The sequence below is a fragment of the Prosthecobacter sp. genome (assembly GCF_034366625.1).
Taxonomy (GTDB): domain Bacteria; phylum Verrucomicrobiota; class Verrucomicrobiia; order Verrucomicrobiales; family Verrucomicrobiaceae; genus Prosthecobacter.
Genome location: NZ_JAXMIH010000001.1, coordinates 23,899 through 44,693 on the forward strand (window position 1 = coordinate 23,899; position 20,795 = coordinate 44,693).

Consider the following 20,795-nt stretch of genomic DNA (forward strand, 5'->3'; position numbering starts at 1 on the left):
TGCGGATGGAAGTCAAACCGCCAGTGCCTGTCGTCTGCGCCATCATCGTGCGCGGTGAGCGCATCATGATCGCGCAACGCCCGCCTGGAAAGAAGCTTGGCGGCCTGTGGGAATTTCCTGGTGGCAAGGTTGAAGCGGGAGAATCCTCCGAGGCGGCGTTGCATCGAGAGCTGCACGAAGAACTCGGCTGTACCGTGCGCATCACCCAAACACTGCCAGCTTTCGTCCACGCTTATCCATGGGGAAGCATCGAGTTGATTCCCTTCGTCTGTGAACTTGCCGCAGAAAGCCCCGAACCTCATCCGCATGAGCACACCGCACTCGCCTGGGTCGAGCGTGCAAAGCTCAGCGCTTATGATCTTGCACCTGCCGATGTGCCGCTGCTCACGGCTTGGGTTTAGGCGGGGCGCGCTTTGGCTTGCCCCAGGCGCCGCGTTTGGCGGCCTTCGCCTCGCGCTCCAGCCCGCGCAGATGGTTCTCAAAATCAAATTCGCGCTGACCGTCCGGCATCATGGTGCCTTTCGTGTGGATGCGGCAGAGGCCGGCTTTGACCAGTTTTTCAGCCAGATCCGCCCCATCACCGAACCGCACCACTGCATACGAGCGCTCGCTGTCATACACGCGTTCCCAGCGCGTCTGAATCGTGAACCGCTGCTCGTTCAGCAACTTCTCCGTGAACGCCTTCGCCTCAACGCCCACGCTCACCGTCTGCGGGATGCTCATGCCGCCGAAATAGCCCGCCTGATCCTTCAATCGGCCGATTACCAGCGAATACTGCCGCTTCTCTGGGCAATCGACGAAATATAGCCGCAGCACATGCTCGCCGCCGTCGTGAGCGATCTTGAAACTGTCACCATCATTGCCCGAATCATCCACCAGACGCGCGTGTTTCAACGCCACAAAATGTCCGTCTGGCTCCGGTGCCGGTGGCGTCGGTTTGTCGCGAAAATGGTCCCAAGCCTGAATCAGCCCGACCGACAGCCACACCAGGATCCAGAGATTCCGCGAGAGATGGGACCGCGTTTTCATGTGCCACGCTTGTTCCCGAACAGATCAATGTGCAGCCTTGGCGAGTAGCGCCAGCCCGTGCGCTTGCACACCTCCACCAGCCAAGCCTGTCTTGCCTTCAGAGCCTCCTGGGTGATTCCCTCAGGCATCAGCAAAATCTTCTGCGCCGGAATCGAAACACCAATTGAATCGATCACTTCACGCACTTCAGCGATATCCGCCTCGCTCGCGATGACGAACTTGAGTTGAAACTCGTAATTGGAACACCAAGCCCTCAGAACCTCCGGTTGGAGCCGTAAATGCTCATGTTTTTCCACCCAAGTCTTGCCCGCCTTCGCCTCATCTGGCGTCGAATGCGCCAGTTTGGGGCTGACCGACGCCAGATCACAGGCCACACCGTCTGGTGCGATCGTTCCGGCCGTTTCGATGGTGATGTGCTTCCCAGCGTCACGCAGTTTGGACAGCAACACCGCCATCTCCTTCGCAATCATCGGCTCACCGCCCGTAACGACGACAAATCTCGTCGGATGCTGGTTCACCGCCTCAAGAATGGCCGCCACGCTCATCTCATCGCCTTCCGGTTTCCACGACGCGTATGGCGTGTCACACCACCCGCACCGCAGATTGCATCCCGAAGTCCGAACAAATACGGAAGGCACGCCCACGAGCGTGCCCTCGCCCTGCACGGAGTAAAAGATCTCGGAGATCAGCATGGGGCTTTCCACTCGGCTGCATGCCGCGCAAACGCCTTCGCGGCGCGCTTCAGCGCTTCGTCGATGTCGGCCTGCGTATGCGCGAGGCTGAGGAACCACAGACCACGTTCAATGGCGCGGACGCCTTCTTCGAGCAGGCAGCGGCGCAGGTGCGCCCAGCGTGGGGCGTCGTGGCGATGAACGTAGTCGCGGTAGTTGAGGATGGGGCCTTCCTCGACATCCGGCTTGAGCATGGTGCAATGGAAGACGAGGCCGAAGCCCTGAGGCAGGACAGGCACCTCATGCTGCTGGGCGAGCTGGCAGAGGCCAGCCATCAACTGCTCGCCGAGGTGGATCATGCCTGCCGGATGCGTGTCGCCGAGCGCGATGACTTGATCGAGGCACCACTTCGCGGCGGCGAGGCAGAGCGGATTGGCGTTCAAGGTGCCGGCATGCACGACCTGGCCGCTGATGATCTTGGCGAAGAATTTTTCTTTGCCAACGAGCGCCGCGAACGGCACGCCACCGCCGACGGCTTTGCCGAGGATGGTCAGATCGGGGGTGAAGCCGAGGAATTTCTGGGCGCAACCAGCACCGAAGCGGAAGCCGGTGATGGTTTCATCGGCGATCATGACGATGCCGTTCGCATCGCACAATTCGCGAATCGTTTCGATCATGCCGGGCACGGGCGGCATGCAGCCGGTGTTGCAAAGCACGGGTTCAAAGATGATCGCGGCGATCTGGCCGTGATGCTCTTTCACACGCTGACGCAGATGCTCAGGATCATTCCAACGGGCGACGACGAAGGTGTTCAACACCTCGGGAATCACGCCCTGGCTCGGATGCAGCCGCGTGGGGTCATCTTCGGTGCCCCACTTGTCCGGTGGTGGAGCGTAACCAACGAGTCCTTCATCGCTCCAGCCGTGGTAATGGCCTTCAAACTTCAAAATGAGCGGCCTGCCGGTGTGTGCACGCGCCAGACGCAGCGCGGAGAGCACGACCTCGGTGGCGGAGTTGTTGAAGCGCACACGTTCCGCACCGGGGATCATCTGTTGCAGCCGCTCGGCCACATCGATCTCCAACTCGCTCTGTGCGGCCCAGTGCGTGCCTTTGTGCGCTTGCTTGGCGATGGCATCGGCCATTCCTTTCGGTGCATGGCCATAAAGGATTGCGCCCTGGCCAATCTGGAAGTCGATGAACTCATTGCCATCGACGTCAAACAGCCGCGAGCCGCTGCCGTGGTCGAAATAGAGAGGTACGGGGGCCTCCATCTTGCGGATGCCGCTGTTCACGCCAGCGGCGATGCTGCGCTGCGCGCGCGCGAAGAGTTCGACGGACTTCGGGAAGGTGTAGGACATGGCGGGTGGATGGAATCAGTGCAGCGGCGAGCTGTCATAGACCATCACACGGTCCCAGAACGTCTTGCACGCATCTACGAAGCGTTTGTGCTTCGGGCAGTCTTTCTGGTAGAATTCATGATCCTGCATGTTTTTGAAGTGCAGCGTCAACGAGTAGCTGAACGAGTGGTCGGTGACCGGTCTTTTCTCCGTGTCCGCAGGCTTGCCGGCAAACCCGTGTTCCAGATAGTCGATTTCGAGCAGGTGCATCAGCTCTGTCTCGAAAGTGGAGCGTTGTTCGGTGGTAAGATCGGGTTTGAGCCAGAAATAGACGTTGTGAATCATGGTGGCCGGACTGGTAAGTCGCAGAAATCTTGCGTGCAATTGCTAATCCTGCCGGTTTCGATGCGTTAAAGGAGCAGAAGTCTGCTTTCGCAGATTTCACCCCGCTCAACGGACGATGGCCCCACTGGGAACGACTGAAAGTCCGCGTTGCAGACGACCACTAACAATGCAAACCTAGTACCATCATGAACACCCCCCAAATCCTTGCTTTCGGTCCCCTCGGCACGCCCGAGTTGATCATCATCGCCATCCTCGTACTCGTGCTGTTTGGCGCGAAAAAACTGCCCACCTTTGCGCGCAGCCTCGGCAAGAGCATGGGTGAGTTCAAAAAGGCACGCACGGAGTTCGAAAACGAACTTCACAACGCCCAGGAAGAGGCCGAGACCCCGAAGATCCAGCAGCCACAAGAAAAGCGCCAGCCAGTGGCCAGCGTGGAGGATACCTGATCGTAGCGCCTCCAGCGGCATGATCCCTTTGCTTCCAATCGTGCGGCGGGTCCTCGGGCCCGCCGTTTTTTTTATCACGACGGCCCTGCTGGCCGCCGAGGGACCGGAGCGCCTCACGTTCTGCTCCTACAACTTGAAGAACTGGCTCACCATGGACCGGTTCGACATGCAGACCTACAAGACGCTGCCATCTGCTCCCAAGCCCGAAGATGAGCGCATTCGCGTGGTAAAAATTCTCGCTGCCATCAAACCGGACATCCTCGGCGTCTGCGAGATCGGCACAGCGGATGATCTCGCCGACCTGCAAAAACGCCTCAAGGCCGCCGGGATCGACCTGCCACACACCGAACTGGCTCATGGTGGCGATGTGACACGCCGCCTGGCACTGCTTTCACGCCTGCCGATCAAAGCACGCAACTCACAGACCGATCTGAAGTACCAAATCGGCACTCTCGAACTGCCGTTTCAACGCGGCATTCTCGATGTGACCATCGCCATCACGCCCACCTTTGATCTGCACTTCGTGGGCGTGCATTTGAAGTCGATGCGCGAGATCACGGAGGCCGACCAGGCCCAGATGCGGCGCAATGAGGCGCGCCTGCTGCGCAAGCACCTCGACTCAATCTTTACCAAGGAGCCGGGCGCGCGCATCCTGGCCTATGGCGACATCAACGAGCACCGCAACGAACCCGCCATCGGCGAAATCATGGGCAGCCCGCGTACCAGCGACACCGCCATGCAGGACGTGTGGCTGAAGGACAAGGATGGCGAGGTCTGGACGCACTTCTGGGACGCGGCAGACACGTATTCCCGTCTCGACTACTGCTTCACCAGCCGCCTGCTGCGTCCGCACATCGACTTCAGCCGGTGCTTCATTTACTCGGCACGCGACTTCGACAAAGCGAGCGACCATCGCCCGCTGGTGATCAAAATCAGCCCGGAGCCGATTTTGAAAAAGGACGCCGCGCCTTGATCCTCACTGCCGCACGACTTTCAACACACGGTTGTTGTAGCTGTCGGTGATGTAAAGCTCGCCGGACTGCGGGTGAATGGTGACACCGTGAGGACGTGAAAGCTGGCACTGCCTCGGATCACCGCCGACACCGGTGCTGCCTTGTTTGCCCGTGCCTGCGACGCGCTCGATCTTGCCAGTGGCAGGGACATAGCGACGCACGAGATGCGCCTCGGCATCGGCGATGATGACGGTGTCATCCTTGTCCACACAGAGATGCTTTGGGCCGTTCATCGTGGCCTCCAAGGCCGGACCGCCATCCCCTTCCCCGCCTTTTTTGCCGCTGGCATTCACGACGGTGCGGATGCGGCCGTTTTTATCGACGACACGCAGTGCGTTGCCGCCGCGTTCGAGGATATAGACATTGCCCTGGCGGTCGGAGGCCACGGCACGCGGATCAACGAGCGGCGCGTCCACCGCCACAGCTCCGTCCTCGGGTTTGCCTTTCTTGCCGTTGCCAGCGATCACTTTGCTTTTGTGTGTGGCGAGGTCCAGCTCATGCACCTGACGCAGGTCGGCGATGTGGAGCTTCGTGCCGTCAAAATTCAGCGTGATGCAGTAGGGGCCGCTGCCACGTGCCTTTTCCGCCGGTGCCTGCCAGCCTTCGAGCGTGCTCACAATGCGCGCCTTCACGTCCACGACGCGGACACGCCCGTTCCAGGTGTCGCCGATGAGCACTTTGTCATCCGGCAGGATGGCGAGGTTGTGCGGGCCGTTGAACTGCGCCCGGATGGCAGGGCCGCCATCGCCGCTGTCTCCAGGCTTGAGTTGCCCGGCCACATGCTGGATCACGCCGCCGCCATCGACTTGGAGCAAGCGATTGCCTGACACCATCTCGACGATCCACATGTGCCCGCCAGAATCAAACGCGGTGCCAAACGGCTCCTTCAATCGCGCCTCGGTGGCAGCAATGTCCATGACATCCTGCTCACCTCCAGCGACAAGGACGATTTGATCGGCGTGAACAATGAAGGGAAGGAAAAACGAGGCGCAGAAGAGGCGGAAATTCATGATGGTATCGGTTGAGGGGTTTATTTCTTCTTCAGCAGGCGCACGCGGTGCGATTCACTGTCGCCGATGAACACGGTGCCGTCGGCATCGCAAAAGACACCGTGCGGGCGGGCCATCTTGCATTGCAACGGGTCGCCATCGGGGCCATCACCTTTCTGATTGAGTCCGGCGATGAGTTCGAGATTGCCGGTCTTGGCATTCACCATGCGGATGCTGTGGCTTTCGCAATCGGCGAGCCAGGCGTTGCCATCGGCATCAATCGAGATCCCCTTCGGTCCACTAAGCGTCGCGAGTTTCGCAGGGCCGCCGTTGCCGGTGAAGCCTTTGGCTCCCGTTCCGGCGATGTGGAAGATTTTATCGGCCTTGAGATCGAACTTGAGAACCTGATTGCCCTCACGCGTCACGATCCAAAGATTGCCCTGCTTGTCGAAATCCATCGAGCGTGGCCCCTTGAGCGGCGTGCCCGCAATCGGAGCGCCATCCGGTGTCACACCGGGTTTGCCGGTGCCGGCGAAGGCGCTGATCGCGCCGGTTTTCATGTCGATCTTGCGGATCACGTTGTTGCCGATGTCGCAAACGTAAAGACTGCCATCAGGGCCAAACTGAATGCTGTGCGGTTGCTTGAACTGCGCGTCCTTCGCCGGGCCGCCGTCGCCGCTGTAGCCGGGTTTGCCATTGCCTGCGATGGTGGTGATGATCTTGGTCGTCATGTCGATCTTGCGCACGGCATGATTCGTCATGTCCACGATGTAAAGGTCGCCTTTCGCGTCGAAGCGCAGCTCATGCGGCAGATTGAAGGTGGCCTGCAATGCGGGACCGCCATCGCCGCTGTAACCTTTGGCTCCCGTGCCCGCGATGGTGCTGATCGTCCCGTCAGGAGCCACGCGGCGGATGCGCTGGCCGGTGTACTCGCAGAACCAGATCGCGCCATCCGGTCCGCGCACGACGCCGAAGGGATTGTCGATCTGAGCCGCAGTGGCGGGGCCGCCATCACCACTGCCGCCTTTGATGCCGGTGCCGGCAAAGGTGGAGATGGTCCATTCGGCGGCGGCGGCGGACTGAAGAAGGAAGGCAAGGAGAAGGAACGGGCGCATGGTGGACATAAAAGACGCGCATTCTTGCCACGATCCATCTTCTTTTCAAACATCGTCTGCTTGTGGCTTGCACATCCGGCGCGTCTCTGGTTCGTATCCCATCACCATGAAACTTTCCTTCTGCGGCGCGGCCGGCACCACCACCGGCTCCAAGCATCTCATCGAGGTCAACGGCCAGCGTATTCTGCTCGACTGCGGTTTGTATCAAGGCCGACGGAAGGACACGATCGAGCGCAACCGCAATTTCCCCTTCGACCCGGCCAAGATCGACGTGGTGGTGCTCTCCCACGCGCACATCGACCACAGCGGCAATCTGCCGCAGCTCTGCAAGCTCGGCTTCATCGGCAACATCTACGCCACACCGGCCACACGTGACCTGTGCAGCATCATGCTGCCCGACGCCGCGCACATTCATGAAAGCGACATCAACTGGCTCAACCGCCATCGCAAGCAGGACAAACTGCCGCTGCTTGAAGCCAGCTACACCATGGCCGATGCGGAGAAATGCCTGCGGCAGTTCGTCTCCATCGGTTACCACCGCCCGATGATCATCGCCGACGGTGTGAAGATGACCTTCATCGACGCCGGGCACGTGCTCGGCTCCGCGCAGGTCATTCTCGACATCGACGACAAGCAAACCGGCAAAAAATCACGGCTGCTGTTCTCCGGCGACATCGGCCGGCCTGACAACGACCTCCTGCTCGATCCCGAGCCCTGCGAGAACATCGACTACGTCATCATGGAGAGCACCTATGGCGGGCGGCATCACGAGCTGTCCACCAATGCCAAGGAGCACCTTTGCCAGATCATCCGCCGTATTCTCCAGCAACGTGGCAAACTCATCATCCCCGCCTTCGCCGTCGAACGCACGCAGCAGCTCCTCTTCACGCTCGATCATCTGCGTCATGAGAAGAGTTTCCCGCCCATCCCCACCTTTGTGGACAGCCCGCTGGCTGTGAAGGCCACGGAAATCTTCCGCCTCCACATCGATGACCTCAAACCCAGCGTGCGCGAGGCCATCTTCATGCGCAACGACCCCTTCGGCTTCGAGGGGCTGCAACTCGTCCGCAGCGTCGATGAATCGAAGAGTCTCAATCACATCAAAGGTGCCGCCATCATCATCTCTGCTTCCGGCATGGCTGAATCAGGCCGCATTTTGCACCACCTGCGCAACAACGTCGGGAATGAGCGCAACATCCTGCTCTTCGTCGGCTACTGCGCCGAAAACACCCTCGGTTGGAAGCTGCGTGAAGGCCACAAGCACGTGAACATCCTCGGCGACGAGTTCGAGGTGAACGCCGATGTCGAAATCCTCGACTCCTTCTCCGGCCACGCCGACCATGACGAACTCCTCGGCTGGTTTGATCGCGTGCAGGGACCGAAAAGCCGCGTCTTCCTCGTCCACGGCGAGCCGGAGCGCTCATCCGCGCTCAAAGCCGCGCTGGAGGTGAAACATACCGCCGGCAGCGTAGAAGTGGCGGTGCTAAACCAGCAGGTGGAACTTTAAAGCACCACCGCCGGTTCTTGTGTCCAACGAGGTTGGATCAATCGTTCCTGAACAGCTTTTTGAAGAACCGTCCCACTTCGAGGCCGGTGTCGCCGGTCCATTCCCAGGCACGGCGCGCGGTGCGTTTCACATCCTCGGCGGCTTTTTCACCACGGGAGCCAGGTTCGGTCGAGGTGACAGGAGCACCGGGAACATTGCTGGCCAGGCCGTTGTTCCATTGCTGATGAATGACGGCGCCAGTTTCGGCGGAGATGACGATGAAACCCACTTCGGCACCGTTGGTGTCGTTGAGCGCGAGGCCCCACTCCGGCGCTCCGGTGGTGGCGTTGGCAGCGAGTTGGTAAGCGGCGGTGACAAAGTTGGTTTTGGCCAGCACCGCATTCTGCTGCGCGATTCGGCGTGCTTCGGAAGAACGGAATTGAATGCGATTGAAGGCGATCGGCTGTGGCGGCACACGACTGAGCAGCTTGGAGCCAGCACCGTTGGCCTTGGGGGCCCAGCCGCTCTTTTCCGCAGTGAGCGTGGCGCGCACGAGTTCGCCCTGGCGGAAGGGATCACGCGCATAGACCGCCCATTGCACCGGATCGGCGGGGCTGGCGGGCGATTGCAGCAGCACGATGCCTTCGGAGGTGGCTGCTCCGTATTCCTGGTCGATGATGGTGGCGATTTCAGGATTCGCCTGGATCAGTGACGCACTGGCGAACAGGAGGCCAAAAAATAACATCGGTTTCATGTGGATGGATCAGGTTGGAGTTGGGATTGGGGAGAAGCTCAATCACGGCTGCGCAGCTTGGCCAGCAGGCGCAGGATTTCGAGGTAGAGCCAGACGAGCGTCACAAGCAGGCCGAAGGCGGCATACCATTCCATGTGCTTCGGCGCTCCTGATGCACAGCCATTCTCGATGAAATCGAAATCGAGCACGAGATTGAGCGCGGCGATGACGACGACGAAGCCGGAGAAGGCGATGCCGACCCAGCCGTTGCCAAACAAACCGGGAATCTGGATGCCAAACATGCCCAGCACCCAGGCGGCGAGATAGAACAACGCAATCCCGCCCGTGGCGGCGAAGATACCGAGTTTGAAGTTCTCGGTGGGCTTGATCATGCCGGTCATGTAGGCGGCGAGCAGGGCAAACAGGATGCCGCAGGTGATCATGACGGCCGTGAGCACGATGCCGCCAAACTGCTTCTCATAAAGCGCGGAGATGATGCCGATGATCACGCCTTTGGTGATGGCATAAAGCGGCGCGAGCGCGGGGGCCGTCTTCGGAACAAACGAAATGACCAAAGCCACCCCCAGGGGAACGATCCAGCCAAAGGTAAGCGCGGTGCCAAACCAGGAAGGCGCGTTGCCTTCCAACGCAATCTTCCAGCTCCAACTGGCTCCCGTGACGAGCAGCAGCGTGAGGATGGCCGTTTTAATGACGGTGCCGTTGAGGGTCATCACGCCATCGGCGGCATTGCCGGTGCGTGAACGCTCGAAGACGTGGTCGCCAAGGGTGGGATTGGAGGTGCGCATGATTGTGGGGCTGATTTCGATGGCAGCCTACAAGACGCGCGGCGGGTTGGTCAATCCACCTCTTTGGCGCAATTCACCCGGGTTTTGCGCTTAGCACACCGGATCGGCCACCGCGTGGTGCTGCATGGCGGCTTTGACGAAGCCGTAGAAGAGCGGGTGCGGGTTGTTCGGCTTGCTGAGGAACTCGGGATGGAACTGGCAGGCGACGAAGTAAGGGTGCGCGGGCAGCTCGATGATCTCGGCGAGATCGCCCTTGGGCGAGGTGCCGGAGATGAGCATGCCTTTGCCTTCCATGAGCTCCTTGTAGTCGGAATTGAACTCGTAGCGGTGACGGTGACGCTCGGTGATGGTGACGCTGTGGTACAACTCGTAGGCCTTGCTGCCGGGGACGAGATCGGTGACCCAGGAGCCGAGGCGCATGGTGCCGCCGAGCTGCTTCACCTTCTTCTGCTCCTCCATGAGGCTGATGACGGGATGCGGCGTGGCCTTGTCAAACTCGGTGCTGGTGGCGTCCTTCAAACCGCAAACGTTGCGGGCGAACTCGATGACGGCGATCTGCATGCCGAGACAGACGCCGAAGTAAGGAATGCCTTTCTCGCGGGCGTAGCGCGCGGCAGTGATTTTCCCTTCCGTGCCACGGTCGCCGAAGCCGCCGGGGATGAGGATGCCCTGCAAACCAGCGAGGTAGAGATCGGGACCGGCCTTTTCGATGCTCTCGGCATCGACGCGGACGATGTCCACCTTGCAATCATTGGCGGCGCCGGCGTGCGTGAGGGATTCGTAGATGCTCTTGTAGGCGTCCTGCAGCTCGATGTATTTGCCCACAACGCCAATGCGGACGTGATGGGAGGGGTGGATGACGCGCTGGACGAAGCCGCGCCAGCGGGTGAGGTCAGGCTGCGGTGTGGTGAGATTGAGCAGGCGGCAGACGTTGTCGTCGAGGCGCTCCTCGTGCAGCTTCAACGGCACCTCGTAGATGGTGTGTTTGACGTCGCGGACTTCGACGACGGCTTCGATGGGCACGTTGCCGAAGAGAGAGATTTTTTCGCGCACATCAAGGTCGAGCGGATGCTCGGTGCGGCAGAGGATGATGTGCGGGGCAATGCCGATCTCACGCAGCTTGGCGATGCTCTGCTGCGTGGGTTTGGTCTTCAGCTCCTGCGCGGCCTTGATGTAAGGCACGAGCGTGGCGTGGATGAAGAGAACATTGCCCTGGCCGACCTCGTGGCCGAATTGGCGGATGGCTTCGAGGAAAGGCAGGCCCTCGATGTCGCCCACGGTGCCGCCGATTTCGGTGATGATGACATCGCCGCCCATTTTCTCGGCGACTTCGTGCATGCGGGCCTTGATCTCGTTGGTGACGTGCGGGATGACCTGCACGGTGCGGCCTTTGTATTTGCCGGCACGTTCCTTGTCGAGGACGCTCTGATACACCTGGCCGCTGGTGAGGTTGTTGAGCTTGGAAAGGTTGGTGTGCGTGAAACGCTCGTAGTGGCCCAGGTCGAGGTCGGTCTCGGCACCGTCATCGAGCACGTACACCTCGCCATGCTCGTACGGGTTCATCGTGCCTGGGTCGATGTTCAGGTACGGGTCAAATTTCTGCATGATGACCTTGAGGCCACGCAGTTCGAGCAGGGTGCCGAGGGAGGAGGCGGCCAGGCCTTTGCCGAGTGAGCTGACGACGCCGCCGGTGACGAAGATGTATTTCATGGTTGTTTTCGGTTCGCGGTTTCCGGGGCGCAGTTCAAGAAGAATGTTTTTTCAGATGTTTTTCAATGGCGGCGGCCTGCTCCGGCGTGTCAACGCCTGGAGAAAGCTCGTCCGTGAGAACGACGCGGATGCGGGAGCCGTTTTCGAGGGCGCGAAGCTGCTCCAGGCACTCGGTTTGTTCGAGCCGTGACGGCGGCCAGGCGACGAACTGGAAGAGGAAGCTGCGCTGGAAGCCATAGATGCCGAGGTGGCGGTAGCTGCGCGGCCAGGCCTCCGGGGTGCGCACATAAGGCAGCGGTGAACGCGAGAAGTAGAGCGCGTCGCCATGCGTGTCGAAGATGACTTTGACCACGTTTGCGTCGCTGATCTGCGCCGGATCGTGAATCGGGGCGGCAGCGGTGATCATTTTGATGCTGGGATCGTCGCGCATGGTGCAGGCCAGTTCGTCGATGAGGGCCGGGGAGATCAGCGGCTCGTCACCTTGCACATTGATGATGATGCGGTGGTCAGGGAACGACTTCGCTGTTTCAGCGATGCGATCCGTGCCGCTGGGATGGTCCGGCGAAGTCAAAACGGCCCTGGCACCGAAACTGGCGGCCGCCTCAGCAATGCGGGCGTCATCCGTGGCGATGATCACGTCATCGACCTGCTTGCAGTCCTGGCAGCGCTCCCAGACGTGCTGCACGAGCGGTTTTCCGGCGATGAGGTGGAGCGGCTTGCCTGGGAAGCGGGTGGATCCCCAGCGGGCAGGAATGGCGACGAGGGTGCGTGAAGTGTCGGAGGTTGCCAAGGTGTAGTGGTGACGAGCAGGTTCACCTGAGATGACGCGGATGGACGGGTGATGCAAGGGCGAATTGGCCGCGCGGCCAAGTGGCCAGTTCTTGTTCCCAAAAACTGCGATCGGCGTCCCGAATCACTTCGGGACGCCGACCACGACGGCCATTTTCAGGCGGTCAATCTTCTGAATATCAGGGAAACCTGCGGCTGCCGGTTATTTGACGTGTGCGGAGACGAGCTTGGTCATCTCAAACATGGTCACCTGGCTCTTGCCACCAAAGACGGCTTTCAGCGCCTCATCAGCGTTGATGTTGGTCTTCTTCGTTTGGTCCTGCAGGCCGTTCTTCTTGATGTATTCCCACAGTTTCTTGGTCATTTCGCCGCGAGAGAGCGGCGTGGAACCGATCACCTTCGCGAGAATCTCATCCGGCTGGACGGGCTTCGAGAGGGCTGGGTTCAGTTTGCGTGCTGGTTTTGGATCGGTGCTGGGTTTGGTTGGCATAGGAAGGAATGCTGGAGGTTGACTGTGTATGGGTCAATAGCGGTGATAAAGAGCTTTTTGTCCGGGGGCATCTCGATCAGCGCCCAGCCTAGGCGGCAAATTCGTCATTCATCCTGCTGCTTTCGTCATTCCCTCCCCGCCCGCCTCCAGCAGCCGCACCTTTTTCTCCACCAGCGGCAGCCACAGGCTCACACGGGTGCCCAAACCTTCGCGGCTTTCGATGTCGATCTCGCCGCCATGCTCGCGGATGATGCGGCGCACAATGAGCAGGCCCAAACCGGTGCCGGTGCTGCGGGTGGTGGCGAAGGGCTGGAAGAGCTTGCCCATCTGCTCGGGGCTGATGCCTTTCCCCGTGTCTTCAAAGCTCAGGCGCACCTCGTAGTCGGTAAAGGTGCCGTTGATCGTCAGCGTGCCGCCATTCGGCATCGCCTGGCAGGCGTTGCGGATGAGATTGTACACCGCCTGCTTCATCTGGCCGGGATCGAGCGGCATGGCGGGCAAATCGGCCCGCAGATCGAGTTTGAGCTTCACCTTCGACTGCTCGATCTCCGGTTGCAGGAAGCGCACGCATTCATCCAGCAGCTCGCGCAACTGCACGCGCTGGAGCTGCGGCTGCGTGGGGCGGATGGCCGCCAGGAACTGGCCGATGATGAAATCGAGCCGCCGGATCTCGCCCGTGGCCACGTCGAGGTGCTCGCGCAGGCTTTCGCCCTTCGCGCCCATCTTTTTGAGGCGGCGTTCGAGGAGTTGGAGGTGGATGGTCAACGAATTGAGCGGATTGCCCAGCTCATGCGCTACTCCGGCCGCCAGGAGCGTGAAGGCGTTCAGCCGCTCGCTTTCGAGCTGTTCCTCGGTGCGCTTGCGGGTCTCCGTGACATCGCGGATCAGCATCACGAAGCCCAGCGGCGAGTCATCGTCGATGCTGGTGATGTAGAAATTGAGGTAGCGGTTCTCGGGGTAAAACACCTCCAGATCGCGGCTCACCACCGTGCCCGGCTTGAGCAGTTCGTTCCAGTCGAGACCACGCACGCCTTGGGCGAGTCGTTGTCCAAGCACCTGATCCTGCTGCATGCCGAAAAACGTGCAGGCCGCCCGGTTCACGTAGCTCACCTTGCCCTCGGTATCGAGCAGGATGACGCCCTCCTGCAACGCCTCGAACACCTTCTCCTGAAATTTCTTCTCCCGCAGCAGCTCCAGCACGATGCCCTGGACTTCGCCCGGTTCGAGGCGGTCCATGCGTTTGATAAGCTTGTCGATGAAGGCAGATCTCATACACTGGCGGTCATGAACGACATCCTGATCGTCCTTTGCACCTTCCCGGACCTCGGGAAAGCCCGCGAGACTGGCACGGCGCTGGTGGAATCGCAACTCGCTGCCTGCGTGAATCTCATCCCCGCCATCGAATCCATCTACCGCTGGGAGGGCAAGGTCGAAACCGCCGCCGAGGTGCTCGCCATCTTCAAAACCACGCCCGCCGCCTGGCCCCGCTTCGAATCACGCCTCCGCGAACTGCATCCCTACGACGTGCCGGAGATCGTGGCGCTCAAGCCGGAGCAGGTGACGGAGGGGTATGCGAAGTGGGTGGGGGAGAGTGTTGCCGTTTAAGGGGTCAACGTGGCGCGTTACAGCGCCACTTCCTCAAAGCCGCCACCTAGCACACGATTGACGGCGGCGAGAATCTCCGGGATGCGCTGCTGCGTGCGTGGCCAGGAGGTGGCCATCAGCACCACGATGCCGATGCGGCGGCCGGTGAGGTTCTGCTGATAGCAGAGGTTCTGGTCAGTCGTGATGAACACCTCATAGCCACTCTCCTCCGCGCACTTCAACAGCTCACCATTGGAGATCATGGACCAGCCGCGCTCTGCGGTCGTATCCACGGGATGCGGGTGCAGATGTCTGCGCAGCGGCGCGGGTGTGCCTTGGTCGAACAGAATTCGCATGATCAGGCTGCCACCAACAGGCTGCGTTCCGCATGTTTCAGCACGGCTTCCACCTGCGCGCGTTGCACGCCGGGAAACCATTCGAGAAAGTCATCCACCGTTGCGCCATCCTCCAGGTTCTCAAACAAAGCACGCACCGGCACCCGCGTCCCTCGGAAAATCCACGCGCCGCTCACCCGCTCAGGGTCGCGTTCCACCGCAGGGCATTTTTGCCAGTCGTTCATGGTGGGAGAATAGCCGCCCGGTCGTTGAGCCGCAACCTTTGTGTGCGGCACAGCGTGCCTGTGTGGCTGCTTTCGCCAGAAGGCGGAACGACCGGTGGCGGACGCATTGCCCCTCCACGCTCTGGCGAGCGTGGCCACACAGCCGCCTGGCCCCCGCTTCGAATCACGCCTGCGTGAACTGCCTCCCTACGACGTGCCAGAGATCGTGGCGCTCAAACCGGAGCAGGTGGCGGAGAGCTATGCGAAGTGGGTGGGGGAGAGTGTTTCATAATGACCCCCAGTTGGACGTCATTGGGATTGGTATTGTTTGATGCGTTCCTTTGCTGTCTCTAGTGCGCCGTCAGGCCATACATCAATCTTGCTGTCGTCTGCCATGTAGCGGTCAGTAAAGTCCTGGGCGAAAGCGAGATAACCTTGGTTGGTATCGTCGTAGCAGCTTTGGTTGCGAATCCAGAGGTCGAGAATGGCGATGTCGATGGTCGCGGATAAATGAAGAACCTCGCGGATAACATCTCGCCACTGGCTCGATTGAGTGGAGAATATCTTCTGGAGATTCATTGCCTGGATGGAGTCGATCTTATCGGACGGCAAATGGCCCATTACGTCCAAGATGTAGTCTTCAAAAAAGAGATAGATTGGATTCTCCTTGTAGCGAGGATTGTCGAATACCGATTTCTTCGGCTGTTTATTTTTGAAGGGCCACATATGACTAGAAGCGTGGAATATCGTCTAACTATGCGACCAGCACCTCAGTCAGCGCCCGCTGAATTCTTGCCAACGTCTTCTCTTTCCCAATCAACTGCGCAATCGTCGTGACACCCGGCCCGCGTGACTGGCCGCTGAGAGCGAAACGCAGCAGTGGCATCATGGCACCAGGTTTCACGCTCAAAGCCTTCGCGGCGGCTTCGACGGCATCATGCACACTCTGCTCCGTCCATTCGGTGGCTTGGGCGAGTTGATCGCTGGCGGCCTTGAGCAGGCCGGCGTTTTCGGGTTTGGCCTTCAGTTTGGTCACGACATCGGCCTCGAAGGGGAAATCCTCGCGGAAGAAGTAATGCACCCACTCGGGCAGCTCGGTGAGCAGGCTGACCTTCTCGCGTACGCTGTGAACGGCGGCGGCGGCCAACGCGTCATCGGTCCAGGCGAGGCCTTTGGCGGTCAGGAACGGCTTCGCGTGCTTCAGCAGGTCTGCGGGGCTCAGTTCGCGCAGGTACTGGGCGTTGAACCACTGCGCTTTCTTGAGATCGAACTTCGCGTTGCTGCTGTGGATGGCGTCGGCGTCGAACAGCGCGGTGAGTTCGGTGCGGGAGAGTTTTTCGCTCTCGGCCTTCGGCGTCCAGCCGAGCATGCAGAGGTAATTGAACACGGCGTCGGGCAGGAAACCGGCGTTCATGTAGCTGTGCTCGATGGCGCTGCCTTCGTCGCGCTTGCTCATCTTGGTGCCGTCCGGATTCAAAATCAGCGGGATGTGCGCGTAGGTCGGCGCGGTGGCACCGAAGGCGTTGAAGAGGTCGATGTGCTTCCAGGTGTTCGACAGATGATCCTCGCCGCGAATGACGTGCGAGATGCGCATCTCGATGTCATCGACGACATTGACGAAATGGAAGATGTAGCTGCCGTCCGGGCGGCGGATCGTCATGTCCGGCTCCTCGGTGGGTGCGAAGGTCACATCGCCGCAGACCAGATCATGCACGGTGATGGCCGTGCGGCTGAATTTGAAGCGCATTGCGCCGTCGTGCTCGGCATAGACGCGTCCAGCGTCCTCCAGCTTCTTGAAATAGGCATCGTAGAGGTCCTTGCGTTGGCTTTGGAAATACGGGCCGCAATCACCGCCGGCTTCCGGGCCTTCATCCCAGTCCAGCCCGAGCCAGCGCATGCCCTTGAGAATGCCCGCCGCCGCTTCAGCCGTGTTGCGCGCACCATCGGTGTCTTCCACCCGCAGCACGAACGTGCCGCCGTGCTTGCGGGCCATCAGCCAGTTAAACAAGGCCGTGCGTGCGCCTCCGACGTGGAGATCACCGGTGGGAGAGGGGGCAAAGCGGACGCGGATGGACATGGGAAAGTGGGCGGAGGGGTTGAAACGGGGTGGCGACAATAGCCGGGATTCGCCGCTGCAAATTTCAAATCTCAAATTTCCAAGCGCGCATCGGTGGTTATGCTCACCGCATGAAAAAGATCATCCGCCTTGTCCTCATCCTGCTGGGGTTGTTCACGCTGCTGGCGGTCGCCGCACCGCTGGGCGGCGCCTGGTGGCTGAGAAGCTACGTGAACAAGGAGCGTCTCGTGCTGGAGACGGAGAAGAACATCAACGCTCGCGTGCAACTCGATGACGTGGTGTTCACGCTCTTTGCCTGGCCGCCGACGCTTCGACTCAGCGGTCTGAAGATCGCACCGCGTGACCAGTATGCCGGAACGCCGCTGGAGGCGCGCCCGCCGCTCAAGCATGCGCCGGTGGAGATCGAAATGGCTTACCTCGAACTGGAGCCGGCCGGGCTGTGGCGGCGGGACGTTTACCCGCGCGTGCTGCGCATCATGGGCGTGGAAGTGCAGGAAACGCTGAGTCCGCAGGGCAGCTCCTTGGAAAGGCTGTTTCAGCGGCCCACGGAAGGCATGCTGTTGACCGCAGATGGCGTGCCACGCGCGATCCCGGTGCCTCCACCTGGGGCCGAACCACCGGTGACTGTGCCGCTAGCCCCTGGCAAGCCCACCCTGGTGCAGGAAACCACCGAGCCGGTGATTGCCTCCGTCCCCAATGTGGACGTGCCGCCGAATGAGAAATCACGCGCCGCACGGCTGGCCCTGCAGGAAATCAGCATCGAGCAGGCACACTTTCATATCATCAACCAGGACGCTGATGCCAAGTTCGACGCCGACATCAGTGACTTCAGCCTCGCCTTGACCGATATCGACATCGACCCGGATAATCTCGCGGCGCACAACCGCCTGCATGCCCGTCTGAGTGCCAAAGTGGTGGTGGATGGCGTGGCGAAGATCGGCGGAAACATGCAGCAGGTGCATTTTGCCGACATGAGGCTGCATGGTGAAGGCGAGGTGAACCCGGCCGATCCTGCCACGGGGATGTGGTCGCCCGCCGCGATGCTCAAGCTCACCATCGACCGCGGCTCGACCCTCGGCGGCCACATCACCATCGGCGACGCCGCAGGCGAGAACCTCGACAAGCTCATGAAATACGGCATTGATCTGCGCGGCATCCGTCTCGGCGGCCCGCTGGCGCAGGATCTCAATATCCACATCCTCTCGAAGGACCAGCGCGTGACCTTTCTCGACAACGCCCACCTCGCGCTGCCCGATTACGAGGTCACGGTGAAGCGGGATTCCTGGCTGGACATGGCCAAGGACGACCAGACACTGCTCACGCGACTGTATTGCGGCCCGGCCTTGAAGGAACAGGTCGTGCGCGGCGTCGCTTCCCGGGGGTTGGGCGAGACGATCTCCCGCATGGTGGTCGATGGCTTCTCTGATGAGCAGGGTCGTCTCTCCTTCGACCTCACGATCACCGGCACACTCTCCCATCCGAAGGTGAAGCCGGACATCCAGCGCCGTTTGGAGGGGCTTCTTGGTGGCGACATCGAGGACAAGGCCAAGGAGCTGATCGACACCTTCAAAGGCCTCAAAGGATTGTTCAAAAAAGACTGACCATGTCCCAACGCGTCCGCAAAGCTGTCATTCCCGCCGCTGGCTACGGCACCCGCTTCCTCCCCATCTCCAAGGCCGTGCCGAAGGAGATGCTGCCGCTGGTGGACAAGCCGGTGATCCAGTATGTCGTCGAAGAAGCCGTCGCGTCCGGCATCGAGGACATCCTCATCATCATCTCGCGCTCCAAACGTTCGATTGAGGAGCATTTTCATCCTGCCTTCGATCTCGAGGCCGAACTCGCCGCCAAAGGCCGCGATGCTGACCTCGCTGAGCTGCGCCGCATGCAGACCATGGCACGCATCCATTTCATCTGGCAGCCAAAAATGGGCGGCCTCGGCGACGCAATCCTCCATGCCCGCGATCATGTCGGCAATGAACCTTTCGCCGTTCTGCTGGGCGACACCGTCGTCACCAGCTACATTGACAAGCCTGTCACACGTCAACTGGCCGATGTCGTTGAAACGCACGGCGGTTCTGCGGTCGCGCTGCAACAAGTGCCGCCCGAAAAAGTCAGCCGCTACGGCATTCTCGGTGGCAATGAAATCTCCCCCGGCCTCATTCGTGCCACCACCTTCGTCGAGAAGCCGAAACCCGAGGAGGCGCCGTCCAATCTCGCTGTCAGTGCACGCTACGTGCTTTCGCCACGCATCTTTGACCACCTCGCCAAAACACCGCCCGGCAAAGGCGGCGAACTCCAGCTCACCGATGCGATGGCCAGCCTCATGCGCGAGGAAACACTTTATGGCCTGCGCTACGACGGCGCACGTCACGACATCGGTAACAAGCTTGATTTCATCAAGGCCAACATCCACTTCGGCCTGCAACGCGACGACATCGCCCCTGCCCTGCGCGAGTATTTGAAGTCGCTCGTTTGAAACAATGCCTCGAAAATGTGCTGGTCAGCGATGCTTTGGTATTGTGAAGCACAATTTTACGCTGACGGCTTGGCAAGGGGTGTGGTGACGCGTAGCTTCGCTCTATTATGAGCAACAAATCGTATGGATGCCTGATCGTCCTGCTGCTACTCGCGCTGGTCGTGAGCCTTGGCCTGAATCTGGGCCAGTTCATGGGCAAGCTGAACCTGGATGTCGGCGGCGAGGCGATGTTTTCGACCGCACGCCCCAAACGCCATCTGCATGAAACCACCGTGGAGACGGCGAAGAAGCCGACACGTGACAAGATCGTGCACATCGACCTTGAGGGCATTATTTCGTCGATGGACATCGGCGGGCTTTTTTCGAACGCGATGCCGAGCGTGGACTCGATCAAGCGTGCGCTGGAGCAGGCGGTGGAGGACAAAAACGTGAAGGCCATCGTGCTGCGCGTGAACTCTCCCGGCGGCGAGGTGACGGCTTCGGACATCATCTACAACGCGGTGAAGAAGGCGGCCAAGGAGAAGCCGGTGGTCGTTTACATGGACTCGATGGCGGCCTCGGGCGGTTACTACGTCGCCTGCGGTGCCACGAAGATTGTGGCGAGCGAGACGACGCTCACGGCGAGCATCGGCGTGATCATCGAGACGATGAACTACAGCGAGTTGTTTGGCAAAGTGGGCCTGTCGATGACGACCTTCACCAGCGGCGCGTTCAAGGACTCGCTGAGCGGCGCACGGCCGATGCGTGACGATGAGAAGGCTTATGTGCAGAACCTTGTGACGCAGATGTATGATCGTTTTCTCGGCATCGTCTCGGAGGCGCGCGGCGTGCCCAAAGATCAGCTCAAAAACGTGGCCGATGGCCGTGTAGTAACGGGACGCGAGGCGCTGACGGCGAAGCTGGTGGATCAGATCGGCTACGTGGAGGATGCGTACGCGCTGGCGCGTGAACTCGGCAAGGCGGCGGATGCCGGCGTGGTGAAATATCGCCAGGAGATGAGCCTGTTTGATGCTTTCGGCATGGCCTCAGCCAAGGCAAACGCTCAACCGGCCAAGGTTCAGCTCGATCTCAGCAGCGGACTGCTGCCAAAACTGCTGCCGGGTGTGCCCTACTATCTGCCGCCGAGCTTTGCCCGCTGAT

General features: G+C 60.5%; 25 protein-coding genes. 9 read left to right on the forward strand and 16 right to left on the reverse strand.

All coding sequences use genetic code 11. The annotated features are described in order from the left end of the window. The first annotated feature begins 5 nt into the window (after nucleotides 1-5). On the forward strand, nucleotides 6-401 hold the full coding sequence (locus U1A53_RS00100; RefSeq protein WP_322278012.1) for a (deoxy)nucleoside triphosphate pyrophosphohydrolase: 396 nt from the start codon (nucleotides 6-8) through the stop codon (nucleotides 399-401). On the opposite strand, the gene U1A53_RS00105 is transcribed toward U1A53_RS00100, so the two are convergent. Genes U1A53_RS00105 through U1A53_RS00120 form a run of 4 tightly spaced genes read right to left on the reverse strand, consistent with a single transcriptional unit; the run spans nucleotide 385 to nucleotide 3,382 of the window. Continuing rightward, nucleotides 385-1,029: a thermonuclease family protein gene (locus tag U1A53_RS00105; RefSeq protein WP_322278014.1), complete on the reverse strand. Its 645-nt coding sequence runs from the start codon at nucleotides 1,027-1,029 to the stop codon at nucleotides 385-387. The genes U1A53_RS00100 and U1A53_RS00105 overlap by 17 nt on opposite strands. Continuing rightward, the gene (locus tag U1A53_RS00110; protein WP_322278016.1) at nucleotides 1,026-1,721 is read right to left on the reverse strand and encodes a 7-carboxy-7-deazaguanine synthase QueE; all 696 of its coding nucleotides are present in this window, start codon (nucleotides 1,719-1,721) and stop codon (nucleotides 1,026-1,028) included. Before U1A53_RS00110 ends, U1A53_RS00105 begins: the two co-directional genes overlap by 4 nt. Beyond that, nucleotides 1,715-3,058 carry an aspartate aminotransferase family protein gene (locus U1A53_RS00115; RefSeq protein ID WP_322278018.1) on the reverse strand — a complete coding sequence of 448 codons (1,344 nt, stop codon included), beginning with the start codon at nucleotides 3,056-3,058 and terminating at the stop codon, nucleotides 1,715-1,717. Before U1A53_RS00115 ends, U1A53_RS00110 begins: the two co-directional genes overlap by 7 nt. 15 nt (nucleotides 3,059-3,073) lie before the next feature. After that, complete coding sequence (locus U1A53_RS00120) at nucleotides 3,074-3,382, reverse strand: Dabb family protein (RefSeq protein ID WP_322278021.1); 309 nt, start codon at nucleotides 3,380-3,382, stop codon at nucleotides 3,074-3,076. 185 nt (nucleotides 3,383-3,567) lie between these two features. On the opposite strand from U1A53_RS00120, the gene U1A53_RS00125 reads away from it, so the two are divergent. Further along, entirely contained in the window at nucleotides 3,568-3,828 is a 261-nt protein-coding gene (locus tag U1A53_RS00125; protein WP_322278023.1) for a twin-arginine translocase TatA/TatE family subunit, read from the forward strand. Nucleotides 3,829-3,847: 19 nt separating this feature from the next. Next, complete coding sequence (locus tag U1A53_RS00130; protein WP_322278025.1) at nucleotides 3,848-4,801, forward strand: endonuclease/exonuclease/phosphatase family protein; 954 nt, start codon at nucleotides 3,848-3,850, stop codon at nucleotides 4,799-4,801. Between the two features lie 3 nt (nucleotides 4,802-4,804). Here U1A53_RS00130 and U1A53_RS00135 read toward each other — a convergent pair whose 3' ends face one another. Beyond that, on the reverse strand, nucleotides 4,805-5,851 hold the full coding sequence (locus U1A53_RS00135) for a hypothetical protein (RefSeq protein ID WP_322278028.1): 1,047 nt from the start codon (nucleotides 5,849-5,851) through the stop codon (nucleotides 4,805-4,807). A gap of 20 nt (nucleotides 5,852-5,871) precedes the next feature. Continuing rightward, complete coding sequence (locus U1A53_RS00140) at nucleotides 5,872-6,945, reverse strand: hypothetical protein (RefSeq protein WP_322278030.1); 1,074 nt, start codon at nucleotides 6,943-6,945, stop codon at nucleotides 5,872-5,874. 106 nt (nucleotides 6,946-7,051) lie between these two features. On the opposite strand from U1A53_RS00140, the gene U1A53_RS00145 reads away from it, so the two are divergent. Beyond that, a complete protein-coding gene (locus tag U1A53_RS00145) occupies nucleotides 7,052-8,452 on the forward strand; it encodes an MBL fold metallo-hydrolase (protein ID WP_322278032.1) in 1,401 nt (466 codons plus the stop codon). A gap of 37 nt (nucleotides 8,453-8,489) precedes the next feature. Here U1A53_RS00145 and U1A53_RS00150 read toward each other — a convergent pair whose 3' ends face one another. The 6 genes from U1A53_RS00150 to U1A53_RS00175 all read right to left on the reverse strand — a co-directional run bounded on the left by U1A53_RS00150 (nucleotide 8,490) and on the right by U1A53_RS00175 (nucleotide 14,231). After that, complete coding sequence (locus tag U1A53_RS00150) at nucleotides 8,490-9,185, reverse strand: hypothetical protein (protein ID WP_322278034.1); 696 nt, start codon at nucleotides 9,183-9,185, stop codon at nucleotides 8,490-8,492. A 38-nt stretch (nucleotides 9,186-9,223) separates the two neighbouring features. Further along, nucleotides 9,224-9,970: a Bax inhibitor-1/YccA family protein gene (locus tag U1A53_RS00155; protein WP_322278037.1), complete on the reverse strand. Its 747-nt coding sequence runs from the start codon at nucleotides 9,968-9,970 to the stop codon at nucleotides 9,224-9,226. A gap of 90 nt (nucleotides 9,971-10,060) precedes the next feature. Continuing rightward, nucleotides 10,061-11,680 (reverse strand): CTP synthase, encoded by a 1,620-nt coding sequence (locus tag U1A53_RS00160; RefSeq protein WP_322278039.1) that lies wholly within the window; start codon nucleotides 11,678-11,680, stop codon nucleotides 10,061-10,063. A gap of 34 nt (nucleotides 11,681-11,714) precedes the next feature. Further along, the gene (gene kdsB / locus U1A53_RS00165; RefSeq protein ID WP_322278041.1) at nucleotides 11,715-12,470 is read right to left on the reverse strand and encodes a 3-deoxy-manno-octulosonate cytidylyltransferase; all 756 of its coding nucleotides are present in this window, start codon (nucleotides 12,468-12,470) and stop codon (nucleotides 11,715-11,717) included. Between the two features lie 201 nt (nucleotides 12,471-12,671). Then, nucleotides 12,672-12,959: an SWIB/MDM2 domain-containing protein gene (locus tag U1A53_RS00170; RefSeq protein WP_322278043.1), complete on the reverse strand. Its 288-nt coding sequence runs from the start codon at nucleotides 12,957-12,959 to the stop codon at nucleotides 12,672-12,674. Between the two features lie 108 nt (nucleotides 12,960-13,067). Next, the gene (locus U1A53_RS00175) at nucleotides 13,068-14,231 is read right to left on the reverse strand and encodes an ATP-binding protein (protein ID WP_322278045.1); all 1,164 of its coding nucleotides are present in this window, start codon (nucleotides 14,229-14,231) and stop codon (nucleotides 13,068-13,070) included. A gap of 12 nt (nucleotides 14,232-14,243) precedes the next feature. Here U1A53_RS00175 and cutA (U1A53_RS00180) point away from each other — a divergent pair, with 12 nt between their 5' ends. Beyond that, complete coding sequence (gene cutA / locus U1A53_RS00180) at nucleotides 14,244-14,564, forward strand: divalent-cation tolerance protein CutA (RefSeq protein WP_322278048.1); 321 nt, start codon at nucleotides 14,244-14,246, stop codon at nucleotides 14,562-14,564. A 17-nt stretch (nucleotides 14,565-14,581) separates the two neighbouring features. On the opposite strand, the gene U1A53_RS00185 is transcribed toward cutA (U1A53_RS00180), so the two are convergent. Together U1A53_RS00185 and U1A53_RS00190 are read right to left on the reverse strand one after the other, a co-directional pair. After that, on the reverse strand, nucleotides 14,582-14,899 hold the full coding sequence (locus tag U1A53_RS00185; protein ID WP_322278050.1) for a hypothetical protein: 318 nt from the start codon (nucleotides 14,897-14,899) through the stop codon (nucleotides 14,582-14,584). A gap of 2 nt (nucleotides 14,900-14,901) precedes the next feature. Then, complete coding sequence (locus U1A53_RS00190) at nucleotides 14,902-15,123, reverse strand: DUF433 domain-containing protein (RefSeq protein ID WP_322278052.1); 222 nt, start codon at nucleotides 15,121-15,123, stop codon at nucleotides 14,902-14,904. Between the two features lie 130 nt (nucleotides 15,124-15,253). On the opposite strand from U1A53_RS00190, the gene cutA (U1A53_RS00195) reads away from it, so the two are divergent. After that, complete coding sequence (gene cutA, locus U1A53_RS00195) at nucleotides 15,254-15,394, forward strand: divalent cation tolerance protein CutA (protein ID WP_322278054.1); 141 nt, start codon at nucleotides 15,254-15,256, stop codon at nucleotides 15,392-15,394. A gap of 17 nt (nucleotides 15,395-15,411) precedes the next feature. On the opposite strand, the gene U1A53_RS00200 is transcribed toward cutA (U1A53_RS00195), so the two are convergent. Both U1A53_RS00200 and U1A53_RS00205 read right to left on the reverse strand, forming a co-directional pair. Continuing rightward, complete coding sequence (locus tag U1A53_RS00200) at nucleotides 15,412-15,828, reverse strand: hypothetical protein (RefSeq protein ID WP_322278056.1); 417 nt, start codon at nucleotides 15,826-15,828, stop codon at nucleotides 15,412-15,414. Between the two features lie 28 nt (nucleotides 15,829-15,856). After that, nucleotides 15,857-17,179, reverse strand: coding sequence for a glutamate--tRNA ligase family protein (locus tag U1A53_RS00205; RefSeq protein ID WP_322278058.1), 1,323 nt, complete (start codon nucleotides 17,177-17,179; stop codon nucleotides 15,857-15,859). Between the two features lie 110 nt (nucleotides 17,180-17,289). Here U1A53_RS00205 and U1A53_RS00210 point away from each other — a divergent pair, with 110 nt between their 5' ends. The 3 genes from U1A53_RS00210 to sppA all read left to right on the forward strand — a co-directional run bounded on the left by U1A53_RS00210 (nucleotide 17,290) and on the right by sppA (nucleotide 20,794). Beyond that, the gene (locus U1A53_RS00210; protein WP_322278060.1) at nucleotides 17,290-18,780 is read left to right on the forward strand and encodes a hypothetical protein; all 1,491 of its coding nucleotides are present in this window, start codon (nucleotides 17,290-17,292) and stop codon (nucleotides 18,778-18,780) included. A 2-nt stretch (nucleotides 18,781-18,782) separates the two neighbouring features. Beyond that, nucleotides 18,783-19,655 (forward strand): UTP--glucose-1-phosphate uridylyltransferase GalU, encoded by an 873-nt coding sequence (galU, locus tag U1A53_RS00215; RefSeq protein WP_322278063.1) that lies wholly within the window; start codon nucleotides 18,783-18,785, stop codon nucleotides 19,653-19,655. Between the two features lie 107 nt (nucleotides 19,656-19,762). After that, complete coding sequence (gene sppA / locus U1A53_RS00220; RefSeq protein ID WP_322278065.1) at nucleotides 19,763-20,794, forward strand: signal peptide peptidase SppA; 1,032 nt, start codon at nucleotides 19,763-19,765, stop codon at nucleotides 20,792-20,794. Nucleotide 20,795: the final 1 nt, after the last annotated feature.